Origin of the sequence: Cellulosimicrobium funkei (genome assembly GCF_900155925.1) — a bacterium.
In the GTDB taxonomy this organism is placed as follows: Bacteria; Actinomycetota; Actinomycetes; order Actinomycetales; family Cellulomonadaceae; genus Cellulosimicrobium; species Cellulosimicrobium funkei.
Genome location: NZ_FTMI01000003.1, coordinates 211176 through 222184, shown reverse-complemented (window position 1 = coordinate 222184; position 11009 = coordinate 211176). Strand labels below are relative to the sequence as shown.

The following is an 11009-nucleotide window of genomic DNA, read 5'->3' as shown; positions in this document are numbered from 1 at the left end:
GCGTGACGTCGGTCGCCCGGCCGCGCGGGTCAGCGGGTCTGGGAGACCCAGGCGTCGTGCATGCGGGCGTAGACCCCGCCCGCGCGGGCGAGGTCGTCGTGGTGGCCCACCTCCACGACGTGCCCGGCGTCGACGACGACGACGAGGTCGGCCGCCTCGGCCGTGGAGAGGCGGTGCGCGATCGTCAGCGTCGACCGGCCCGCGGTGAGCGACGCGAGCGCCCGCGCGATCCGGACCTCGGTCGCCGGGTCGACGGCGGACGTCGCCTCGTCGAGGACGAGCAGGTCCGCCTCGGCCAGGTAGGCCCGGACGAGCGCGACGAGCTGCCGCTCGCCCGCGGAGAGGGACTCGCCCCGCTGGCCGACCGAGGAGTCGAGCCCGTCCGGCAGGTCCGCGACCCAGTCGGTGAGGCCGAGCCGCTCGACGGCCGCCTCGATCCGGGCGCGACGCGCGGCGGCCGGCTCCTCCTCGGCGGCGCCCCGGAGCCCGTAGGCGACGTTGTCGGCGAGCGTCCCGTCGAACAGGAAGCCCTCCTGGGGCACGAGCACGACGCGCTCGCGCAGGGACGCCACGGACAGGTCGCGCAGGTCCGTGCCGTCCAGGAGCACGCGCCCGCCCGTCGGGTCCATGAGCCGCGTGACGAGCTTCGCGATCGTCGTCTTGCCCGAGCCGGTCGCGCCGACGACGGCGACCGAGGCACGCGCCGGCAGGTCGAGGTCGACGCCGTGCAGCACCTCGGGCCCGTCGGGGTAGGCGAACCGGACGCCCTCGAGGCGTACGTGGGCCGGGCCGCGCAGGCTGCGCACGCCGTCGGGGCCCTTGTCGACGACCTCGACCGGCGTCTCCAGGACCGCAAGGACGCGGCGCCAGCCCGCCACGGCGTTCTGCAGCTCGTTGAGGATCTCCGTCGCCATCTGGACGGGGCCGGTGAAGAGCTGGACGAGGAACAGGAAGGCGAGGAGCTGCCCCACCGAGATGTCGCCCGCCACGCCGAGCAGCGACCCGACGACCACGACGACCGCGAGCACGAGGTTCGCCACGAGCACGCCGCTCGAGAACACGACGGCGACGAGCTTCTGCGCCCGGACCATCGCGCGCCGCGTCGCGTCGACCGCGGCGTCGATGCGGCGGGCCGTCCGGGCCCCGGCGCCGTACGCGCGGATGGTCTCCGCGCCGACGACGGACTCCGAGATCGCGCCGAGCATCGCGCCGACCCGCGCGCGGACCTGGGTGTACGCGTCGTTGACCCGCGCCTGCGCGGGGCGCAGGACGAGGAACAGCGGCACGAAGCACGCCCACACCACGAGCGTGAGCTGCCACGAGTAGACCGCCATGAGCACCGTCGCGACGCCGATCTGCAGCACCGAGACGAGCAGCATGATGCCGCCCCACTGCACGAACAGGGAGATCGTGTCGACGTCGCTCGTGACGCGGGAGACGAGCGACCCGCGCCGCTCGGAGTTCTGGGTGAGCACCGACAGGTCGTGCACGTGCCGGAACGCGCGCACGCGCAGCGCGGCGAGGCCCGCCTCGGTCGACCGGAACAGGCGCACGTTGACGAGGGCCGAGCACAGCCCGGCGAGGACGAGGATCCCGGCGGCGACGCCCACGAGCACCGCGACGCGCGTCGTGTCCGGACCGCCGTCGGCGAGCACGCCCGTGTCGATGGTCTGCTGCACGGTCACGGGCACGACGACCCGGCCCAGCGCCGCGGCGACGGCGAGGCCGAGGGTCACCCAGATGCCGGCGAGGATCTGCGGCGACACCTGCACGCCGCGACGCAGCGTCGCGAGGACGCCCAGGGAGCTCGCCGAGGCGATGCGCGCGTCGCCGGTGCGGACGTCCGCGCCGCCGTCGACGGCGGGACCCGCGCCCCGGCGGGGCGAACGCCCGGGTCGTTCGGTCGTGGTCCGGGTCATTCCTCCAGCGCCCCCGTCTCGACGTGCCGCACGACGTCGTCCTCCTCCGTCTCCTCCTGGCGCACGAGGTCGTCGTCACGGTGACCGTCGCGGACCTGCTCGTCCTCGCCCGCCTCGCGCACGGAGTCGTCCGTCGCGTCGGCCCGCTCGTTCTCCCGGCGCTCCGCCTCGCGCGCGTACGCGGTCGCGAGCTCGCGGTACCCCGGGTCGCGGGCGAGCAGCTCGTCGTGCGTCCCGACGTCCACCACCCGCCCGGACTCCACGTGCACGACGACGTCCGCCAGCGCGACGCTCGACATGCGGTAGGCGACCATCACGACCGTCGGGCGGTCGTCGCCGCCCCGCGCGACGCCCGCGAGGATCTCCTGCTCGACCCGCGGGTCGACGGCCGAGGTCGCGTCGTCGAGGACGAGGAGGCGAGGACGCCGGACGAGCGCGCGCGCGATCGCGAGACGCTGGCGCTGGCCACCGGACAGGTTGGCCCCCCGCTCCCCGAGCGGGGCGTCGAGGCCCTCCGGGAGCCGCTCGACGACGTCGTCCACGCGCGCGAGCCGCAGGGCCGCCCAGACCTCCGCGTCGTCCGGGCCGGGATCGCCGTCGTCGACGAGCGTGACGTTCGCGCGCACGGTGTCCTCGAACACGAACGCCTGCTGCGCGACGAGAGCGACCTGCGTCGTGAGGTCCGCCTCGCGCACGTCGCGCACGTCGGTGCCGTCGAGGAGCACGCGCCCGCGCGTCGGGTCCGAGAGCCGCGCGAGGAGCGAGACGAGCGTCGTCTTGCCGGCGCCCGTCGGGCCCACGACGGCGACCGTCGTCCCCGGCGCCACGGTGAGGTCCACGCCGTCGAGCAGCGTGAGCTCGCGGCCGCCCGCCCGGACGTCGACACCGACGCCCTCGAGCCGCACGCCCAGCCCGGCACCCGTCCCGCTCAGGGCCGACGTCCCGGGACGCAGCACGCCCCCGGCGTCGACGACGCGGCTGATGCGCTCGTACCCGACGAGCGCGCGCGGGAGTTCGCCGAGGACCCAGCCGAACGCGCGGACCGGCACGGCCATGACGGTCAGGAGGTACGCGGCGGTGATGATGTCGCCGGGCGCGACGTCGCCCGCGGTGAGGCGCACGGTCCCGACGCCCAGCACGAGGAGCGTGCCGAGCGACGGCAGGAGCTCGATGACGGGGTCGAAGAACGCGCGCACGACGCCGACCCGCACGTTCGCGGCGCGCAGCTCGTCGGTGCGCTCGGCGAAGCGGCGCTCCTCGCGGTCCGCGGTGCCGAGCGACGTGACGAGGAGCGCGGCCTCGAAGCTCTCGTGCGCGACGTCGGACACCTCGGCGCGCAGCTGCTGCGCCCGCGTGATGGCGGGCGACATGTAGCGCTGGAACACGATGTTCACGGCGACGGCGACAGGGATCACGACGAGCGCCGCGCACGCGAGCCAGACGTCCACCCGGAAGAGCATCACGGCGGCGACGCCGATCATGACGACGACGCCCAGCGCGAACGGCAGCGGGTTGAAGACGCCCGTCGCGGCCTCGACGTCGGAGTTCGCGTTCGACAGGAGCTGCCCGGCCGGGTGCGAGCGGTGCCACGACATCGGCAGGCGCAGGTACTGGCGGGTCACCGCGGTGCGGTGGCGTGCCTGCAGCGCGGCGTACCCGTTGCCCGCGAAGATGCGCCGCGCGGCGACGCTCACCGCGAGCGAGAGCGCGATCCCGGCGAGCACGAGGCCCGCGACCCAGATGCGGCCGCGCGCAGCCTCGTCGCCCGCGAGCGCGGGCACCACGACGTCGTCGGTGACCCGGCCGACCGCGCTGCTCACGGCGACGGTCAGCGCGCCGAACAGCGCGGAGGACCCGATCGCCAGCACGTAGGTGCGCGGCTCGTCGCGGATGCCGCGCCCCATGAGCGCGAGCGAGCGGCGGACCCGGGAGCCGGTGAGCGCGTGCGGTCGGCGGACCGACGGCTCGGCGGGGAGCCGGTCGCGGGAGCGGTCGTGCCGGGCGGCGGTGGCCGGCGGGTCGGTCGGGGCGGGCGGGGCGTCGGCGCCGGTGGGGCGCGTCCTGCTGCCGGGCACGGGACGGTCCTCGTCTTTCGTTCAGGGGGTGGCCCGATCCTCTCACGGGCTCCCGACACCGCCGCCGGGCGTCCGCGCCGGTCAGCGCACCCGCACGCCCTCGGCCCGCATCGCGTCCTTCACCTGGCCGACGGTGAGGGCGCCGAAGTGGAAGACGCTCGCGGCGAGCACCGCGTCCGCCCCGGCGCGCGCCGCCGCCACGAAGTGCTCGGGCGCGCCCGCCCCGCCGCTCGCGATCAGCGGCACACGCACCTCGGAGCGCACCGCGGCGAGCATCTCGAGGTCGAACCCGGCGGTCGTGCCGTCCGCGTCCATCGAGTTGAGCAGGATCTCGCCCGCGCCCAGCCCCGCTGCGCGCGACGCCCACTCCACGGCGTCGATCCCCGTGCCGCGACGCCCGCCGTGGGTCGTCACCTCGTAGCCGGACTCCGTCCGCACGTCGCCGGTCGTGCGGCGCGCGTCCACCGAGAGCACGAGCACCTGGCTGCCGAAACGGTCCGCGATCTCCGCGATGAGCTCCGGACGGGCGATCGCCGCCGTGTTCACGCCGACCTTGTCCGCGCCCGCGCGCAGGAGACGGTCCACGTCGTCCGCCGAGCGGACCCCGCCACCGACGGTGAGCGGGACGAAGACCTGCTCGGCGGTCCGCCGCACGACGTCGTACGTCGTCTCCCGGTTGCCGGACGACGCCGAGACGTCGAGGAACGTCAGCTCGTCGGCGCCCTCGGTGTCGTAGCGGGCGGCGAGCTCGACGGGGTCGCCCGCGTCGCGCAGGTTCTCGAAGTTCACGCCCTTGACGACGCGTCCCGCGTCGACGTCGAGGCACGGGATCACGCGGATCGCGACGGTCATGGGGAGTCTCCTCGGTCGGCCGGCGCTCCGCCGGTCGTGTCGGTGCCGGCCGTGCCGGTCGTGTCGGTGCCGGTGTCGGTGCCGGCTGTGTCGTCGGCCGTTCCGGTGTCGCCCGCGTTCTCCTCGGTCACGGGGAACTGGGCGTCGAGAATGTCGACGACGTAGACGAGCGTCTCACCGGCCAGCGGGTTGGCGGTCGCGCCGTAGGCCAGGTCGGGCGGCACGACGAGGAGCACCTGGCTCCCCACCGACTGCTCGAGGAGCCCTTGCTCCCACCCCTCGATGACCTCGCCGATGCCGATCATCACCGACAGGGGCGCCGCGCCGTCGGTCCACGTCGAGTCGAAGACCTCGCCGTCGGACCAGCGCACGCCCGAGTACCGGACGGTGACCACCTGACCGACCTCGACCTGGCGCCCGTCGCCGCGGACGAGCGGCTGCACCACGAGGCCCGCGGGCGCCGCGGCCTCCGACGGGACGGTGACGCTCGGTGCGCCCTGCTCGTCGAGCGTCACCGTGGGCAGGCCGTCGACCGGCTCGACCGGCTCCCCGGACGCACGCGTCGGCAGGACGTCGACGACCAGGGCGACGGGGACGCCGTCGTCCACCTCGAGGCGCAGCAGGCGCGCCCCCACGCGCTGGCCCCGCAGAAGGTCACGCAGCTCGCGGCCGACGGACTCGTCGGTCAGCGTGCGCCAGCGCGGCGCGTCCGTGTACGTGTTCTGCAGGACGGTGCCGTCGCGCAGGTCCTCCGCGTAGAGGTTGAGCAGCAGCGGGCCGCCGTCGACGAGCTCCGCCCCGGCGCCCGGCCACACCACCTCCGACCGCGCGTCCGGCACGTCGAGCGGCGCGCGGTACTCCAGCGCCGGCGGGGCGCCGGACGACCCGGCGACCGTGAGGTCGGTGTTGAGCGGCGTCTCCGTCGCGTCCTCCGGCTCCGTGCACGCACCGAGCACGAGCGCCGCGAGGAGCGCCACGAGCAGCACGAGCGCGGCCCGGGACGCGGGCGCACGACGAGCGCGCCGGACGCCCCGAGGGCGCCCGGCCGCGAGGGCCAGGTTCGTCACATCACGTCCTGCATCACATCGACTCGATGAGGCGCTCCACGCGCTCGTCGACGTTCCGGAACGGGTCCTTGCACAGCACGGTGCGCTGCGCCTGGTCGTTGAGCTTGAGGTGCACCCAGTCCACCGTGTAGTCCCGGCGGGCCTCCTGGGCGGCGCGCACGAAGTCGCCGCGCAGCTTCGCGCGCGTGGTCTGCGGCGGGACGGCCGTCGACTCGAACACCTCGAGGTCCGTGGTCACCCGCTCGACCATGCCGCGCGCCGCGAGCAGGTTGTACAGCCCCTCGGTGCGCGAGATGTCGTGGTAGGCGAGGTCGAGGCGCGCGATCCGCGGGTCGTCGAGCTCGAGACCGTGCTTGGCCTGGTAGCGCTGGATCAGGCGGTACTTGATGACCCAGTCCAGCTCGCGGTCGACGAGCGAGAGGTCGCCCGTCTCGAGGGCGCGCAGCCCGCGCTCCCACAGGTCGAGCACCTGCTTGACGACGGGCGTCGGCGCGACGTCCTGCTCGACGAACTCGCGCACGCGCTGCAGGTACTCGCCCTGGAGGTCGATCGCGGTGACCGTCCGGCCGCTCGCGAGCTGGACGGGCTGCTTGCCCGTCATGTCGTGGCTGATCTCGCGGATCGACCGGATGGGGTTCTCGAGCGCCAGGTCCCGCATGGGGACCCCCGCCTCGACCATGCGCAGGATGAGGTCGGTCGAGCCGACCTTGAGCATGGTCGTCGTCTCCGCCATCGAGGAGTCCCCGACGATGACGTGCAGGCGCCGATAGCTCTCGGCGTCGGCGTGCGGCTCGTCGCGCGTGTTGATGATCGGGCGCGACCTGGTCGTCGCGCTCGACACCGCCTCCCAGATGTGGTCGGCGCGCTGGGACAGGCAGTACACGGCGCCGCGCGGCGTCGCGAGGACCTTGCCGGCGCCAGTGAGGACCTGGCGCGTGATGAGGAACGGCACGAGGACGTCCGACAGGCGAGCGAAGTCGCCCTGGCGTCGCACGAGGTAGTTCTCGTGGCAGCCGTACGAGTTGCCCGCCGAGTCGGTGTTGTTCTTGAACAGGTGGATCCGGCCGGGCAGTCCCTCGTGCTCGAGCCGCTGCTGCGCGTCCGCGACGAGGCCCTCGAGGATCCGCTCGCCGCCACGGTCGTACGCGACGAGCTGACGGACGTCGTCGCACTCCGCCGTCGCGTACTCGGGGTGCGAGCCGACGTCCAGGTACAGCCGGGAGCCGTTGCGCAGGAACACGTTCGACGAGCGGCCCCAGGCGACCACCTTGCGGAAGAGGTACCGCGCGACCTCGTCCGCCGAGAGCCCGCGCCCGTCGTCGGACGCGCACGTCACGCCGTACTCGGTCTCCAGCCCGAAGATCCTGCGGTCCATGCGGCGCTACCCCTCGTCCGTCGGGCCGGTGCCCGTCGTGTCGTCGGGCGCGCCCTCGGCGGTCCCGTCGGTGGTGGTCGCCGCGTCCTCGTCCGCGAGGAGGCCCTCGAGGACGGAGCCCGTGAGACGGCGGAACGCGCGCCGGGGCCGGGTGCGGTCCAGGACGGCCACCTCGAGCTGCGCGGCCGGGATGGTGCGGGCGTCGTCCCCCTCGCCGCCGGACGCGAGCGCGTGCACCGCCAGGCGCAGCACCTCGGCGAGCCCGAGACCGGGCCGCCACGCGTCCTGGAGCACGCGACCGAGCTGGTCGGCCTGGCCGCCCATGACGACCACGCCCTGCTCGTCGGCGACGGAGCCGTCGTAGGAGATGCGGTAGAGCTGGTCCTGCTCCGCCGTGCGACCGACCTCCGCGACGACGAGCTCGACCTCGAGCGGCTTCGACTCCGTGGTGAACACCGTGCCGAGCGTCTGGGCGTACGCGTTCGCGAGACCGCGCGCGTTGACGTCCGTGCGGTCGTAGGAGTAGCCGCGCAGGTCCGCGTACCGCACCCCGGCGACGCGCAGGTTCTCGAACTCGTTGTACTTGCCCACCGCGGCGAACGCGATGCGGTCGTAGATCTCCGAGATCTTGTGCAGCGCGCGCGACGGGTTCTCCGTCGCGAACGCGATGCCGTCCTCGTAGGCGAGGACCACGACCGACCGGCCGCGCGCGATGCCCTTGCGCGCGAAGTCCGCCCGGTCCTTCATCAGCTGCTCGGGCGAGACGTAGAAAGGCATGTTCACGCGTCGTCACCTCCGGTCGGGCCGTCCTGCGGGCGGTCGTGCGGGACGGCCTCGGCGTTCGTCACCGGGGGACGGCCGCGCTCCACGCCCGCCCCGGAGCGCTCCGCCACGATCTGCTCGACGACCGCCGCGAGCTCGTCGTCCGGCACGCGCTCGTAGCCGTCGGCCGTGACGACCGCGACCACCGGCCAGATCCGGCGGACCGGGTCCGGGCCGCCGGTGGCCGAGTCGTCGTCCGCCGCGTCGTAGAGCGCCTCGACCGCGACGCGCACGGAGGCCGCCCGGTCGAGACCGGTGCGCCACAGCTTCTTCAGGGAGCCGCGCGCGAACACCGAGCCCGATCCCACCGAGTGGTACGCCCGCTCCTCGTACCGCCCGCCCGTGACGTCGTACGAGAAGATCCGGCCGGCGCCGCGGTCGAGGTCGAACCCGGCGAAGAGCGGCACGACCGCGAGGCCCTGCATGGCGAGGCCGAGGTTCTGGCGGATCATCGTCGACAGGCGGTTCGCCTTGCCGTCGAGCGAGAGCAGCGCGCCCTCGATCTTCTCGTAGTGCTCGAGCTCGAGCTGGAACAGGCGCACGAGCTCGACGGCGATCCCCGCCGTCCCGGCGATACCCACGGCCGAGTACTCGTCGGCCGGGAAGACCTTCTCGATCTCCCGGTTCGCGATCATCGAGCCCATCGTCGCGCGGCGGTCCCCCGCCATCACGACGCCCGCGCCCACGCCCTCGGCGCCGAACGTCAGCGCCACGATCGTGGTGGCGTGCGGCGCGTCCGGAAGCGTGCCGGACGCCGCGTGCCCGGCCACGCGGTGCGACGGCAGCAGGTCGGGGGCGTGCCCGGACAGGAACTCCAGGAAGGACGACGACCCGGGGGTCGTGAACGCGTCGGGCAGGCGCCCGGGCTGGTCCGTGCTCATCGGGTTGCCGTCACCCTTCCTACTCGCCGCCCTTCTGCACGAAGCCCCGGACGAAGGACTCCGCGTTCGTCTCCAGGACCTCGTCGATCTCCTCGAGGAGCGCGTCCACCTCGGCGTCGCGCGACTGCGCCTGCGGCGCGACCGGGGTCGCCGGGGCCTCGGGCTCGTCATCGGGACGCCGGTCCTCGTGCGACGCGTGCGTGCGTTCGGTACCCGCCATGGCTGCCTCCTCGTCCGTCGGCCGGCCTCGCGCCGACGCTCTGTCCGTTCCAACCCCGTCCGGGCTCGCGCCCTTCCCGGCCCTGCTCGCACGCGGCGCCCCTCCCACGGAGGGCGGGCGCCGTCGTGCGTCCAGCCTAGTCGCCGCCGGTCACGACGGGCCTGCCAGACCCGCCAGCAGCGCGGCGGCGTCCGGGCTCGCGTCGAGCAGCGCCCCGATGTGGGCGCGCGTCCCGCGCAGCGGGTCCATCATCGGGACGCGCTGGAGCGACGGCGCGCCCGGCACGTCGAAGATCACCGAGTCCCAGCTCGCCGCGGAGACCTCGTCGCCGTAGCGCGCCATGACCTCGCCGCGGAAGAACGCGCGCGTGTCCTCGGGCGCGTGGTGCACCGCCGCGCCGACCTCGCGCTCGGTGACCACCCGGTCCACGGCGTCGGCGGCGAGGAGGCGGTGGTAGATGCCGCGCTCGGGCCGCACGTCGGACCACTGGAGGTCCATCGCCGCGAGGCGCGAGTGGCCCCAGTCGAGACCGTCGCGCTCGCGCAGGCGGTCGAGGAGCCGCAGCTTCGCGACCCACTCGACGTCGCGCCCGCACGCGTCGCGGTCGGTCGCCAGACGGTCGAGCACCGAGCGCCACCGCGCGAGCACGTCACGCGTCGGGGCGTCGACCCCGTCCGGTCCCGCGAGGCGCTCCGCCGCGTCGGCGGCGACCTCCAGGTACTCGCGCTGGATCTCGAGCGCCGTCAGCTCGCGCCCGTCGGCGAGGGCGAGACGACGCGTCAGGTCGAGGTCGCGGCTCACGCGCTGGACGTCCGCGACCGGGTCCGCGAGGCGCAGCCCGGCCAGGCGGGCGCGCACCTCCGGGCCGAGCTCTTCCAGGTGCTCGACGACGAAGAGCACGAGCGACGTCGTGCCCGTCTTGAGGTAGGTCGCGGTCTCGAACATGTTCGCGTCGCCGATGATGAGGTGCAGCCGGCGCCAGCGCTGCCGGTCCGCGTGCGGCTCGTCGCGCGTGTTGACGATGGGGCGGCGCAGCGTCGTCTCCAGCCCGACCTCCGCCTCGACGTAGTCGGCGCGCTGGGAGATCTGGAACCCGTGCTCCTCCCCCGCCGGGCCGAGCCCCACGCGCCCCGAGCCGGCGAACACCTGCCGGGTCACGAGGAACGGCGTGAGCATCTCCACGAGGACGCCGAACGGCACCTCGCGGTCGACGAGGAAGTTCTCGTGGGTCCCGTAGCTCGCGCCCTTGCCGTCGACGTTGTTCTTGTAGAGCACGACGCCGCCGCCCGGCACCTGGGCCAGCTCGCGCGCCGCGGCGAGCATGACCCGCTCCCCCGCGACGTCCCAGCACACGACGTCGTGCGGCACCGTGACCTCGGGCGAGGAGTACTCGGGGTGCGCGTGGTCGACGTAGAGCCGGGCGCCGTTGGTGAGGATGACGTTCGCCGCGCTCGGGTCGTCGTACTCCTCCGTCGTCGGCCGCGCGACCTCTTGGAGGGAGGCCCCGGCGGCGCCGCCCTCCGCGGCCCGGTCGACCGGCCCCGACGGCGCGGGGCGCGACGGGTCGTCCGTCAGGAGGGACGGGTGCGCCGACGCGCGCGGCACGTGGAACCCCCGCGCGTCCTGCAGCGGGTCCTCGTCGTCGTAGTCCCAGCGCGCCCGACCCCGGGCGCCGTCGCTGCGCGCGGCGAGCGCCCGGTACGTGGTGACGACCTGGCTCGACATGAGCATCGGGTTCGCCATCGGCTTCCCCGGCTGCAGGACGCCGTACTCCGTCTCGATCCCCATGACCCGTCGT

9 protein-coding genes are annotated in these 11009 nt (G+C 74.5%); all 9 read right to left on the bottom strand.

Annotated elements, in window-relative coordinates:
* Nucleotides 1-29: 29 nt before the first annotated feature.
* Complete coding sequence (locus BXA05_RS09120) at nt 30-1919, bottom strand: ABC transporter ATP-binding protein (protein WP_083711765.1); 1890 nt, start codon at nt 1917-1919, stop codon at nt 30-32.
* Nucleotides 1916-3823 (bottom strand): ABC transporter ATP-binding protein, encoded by a 1908-nt coding sequence (locus tag BXA05_RS09115; protein ID WP_083711764.1) that lies wholly within the window; start codon nt 3821-3823, stop codon nt 1916-1918. Before BXA05_RS09115 ends, BXA05_RS09120 begins: the two co-directional genes overlap by 4 nt.
* A gap of 252 nt (nt 3824-4075) precedes the next feature.
* Complete coding sequence (gene hisF, locus BXA05_RS09110) at nt 4076-4846, bottom strand: imidazole glycerol phosphate synthase subunit HisF (protein WP_061267737.1); 771 nt, start codon at nt 4844-4846, stop codon at nt 4076-4078.
* On the bottom strand, nt 4843-5913 hold the full coding sequence (locus BXA05_RS09105) for an FKBP-type peptidyl-prolyl cis-trans isomerase (RefSeq protein WP_076404776.1): 1071 nt from the start codon (nt 5911-5913) through the stop codon (nt 4843-4845). Before BXA05_RS09105 ends, hisF begins: the two co-directional genes overlap by 4 nt.
* A gap of 13 nt (nt 5914-5926) precedes the next feature.
* Entirely contained in the window at nt 5927-7288 is a 1362-nt protein-coding gene (gene pafA / locus BXA05_RS09100) for a Pup--protein ligase (RefSeq protein ID WP_021479769.1), read from the bottom strand.
* Between the two features lie 6 nt (nt 7289-7294).
* Nucleotides 7295-8071, bottom strand: a complete 777-nt coding sequence (prcA, locus tag BXA05_RS09095; RefSeq protein WP_083711763.1) for a proteasome subunit alpha — start codon at nt 8069-8071, stop codon at nt 7295-7297.
* Entirely contained in the window at nt 8068-8991 is a 924-nt protein-coding gene (prcB, locus tag BXA05_RS09090; protein ID WP_082774448.1) for a proteasome subunit beta, read from the bottom strand. Before prcB ends, prcA begins: the two co-directional genes overlap by 4 nt.
* 19 nt (nt 8992-9010) lie before the next feature.
* A complete protein-coding gene (locus BXA05_RS09085) occupies nt 9011-9211 on the bottom strand; it encodes a ubiquitin-like protein Pup (protein ID WP_021479766.1) in 201 nt (66 codons plus the stop codon).
* A 150-nt stretch (nt 9212-9361) separates the two neighbouring features.
* On the bottom strand, nt 9362-10999 hold the full coding sequence (gene dop, locus BXA05_RS09080) for a depupylase/deamidase Dop (protein ID WP_076404775.1): 1638 nt from the start codon (nt 10997-10999) through the stop codon (nt 9362-9364).
* Nucleotides 11000-11009 lie beyond the last annotated feature (10 nt).

What these genes read in the sequence shown, in the direction of transcription:
- BXA05_RS09120 (WP_083711765.1), bottom strand. Translation starts at nt 1,919, where the DNA reads ATGACCCGGACCACGACCGAACGACCCGGGCGTTCGCCCCGCCGGGGC.
- BXA05_RS09115 (WP_083711764.1), bottom strand. Translation starts at nt 3,823, where the DNA reads ATGGGGCGCGGCATCCGCGACGAGCCGCGCACCTACGTGCTGGCGATC.
- hisF (WP_061267737.1), bottom strand. Translation starts at nt 4,846, where the DNA reads ATGACCGTCGCGATCCGCGTGATCCCGTGCCTCGACGTCGACGCGGGA.
- pafA (WP_021479769.1), bottom strand. Translation starts at nt 7,288, where the DNA reads ATGGACCGCAGGATCTTCGGGCTGGAGACCGAGTACGGCGTGACGTGC.
- prcB (WP_082774448.1), bottom strand. Translation starts at nt 8,991, where the DNA reads ATGAGCACGGACCAGCCCGGGCGCCTGCCCGACGCGTTCACGACCCCC.
- BXA05_RS09085 (WP_021479766.1), bottom strand. Translation starts at nt 9,211, where the DNA reads ATGGCGGGTACCGAACGCACGCACGCGTCGCACGAGGACCGGCGTCCC.
- dop (WP_076404775.1), bottom strand. Translation starts at nt 10,999, where the DNA reads ATGGGGATCGAGACGGAGTACGGCGTCCTGCAGCCGGGGAAGCCGATG.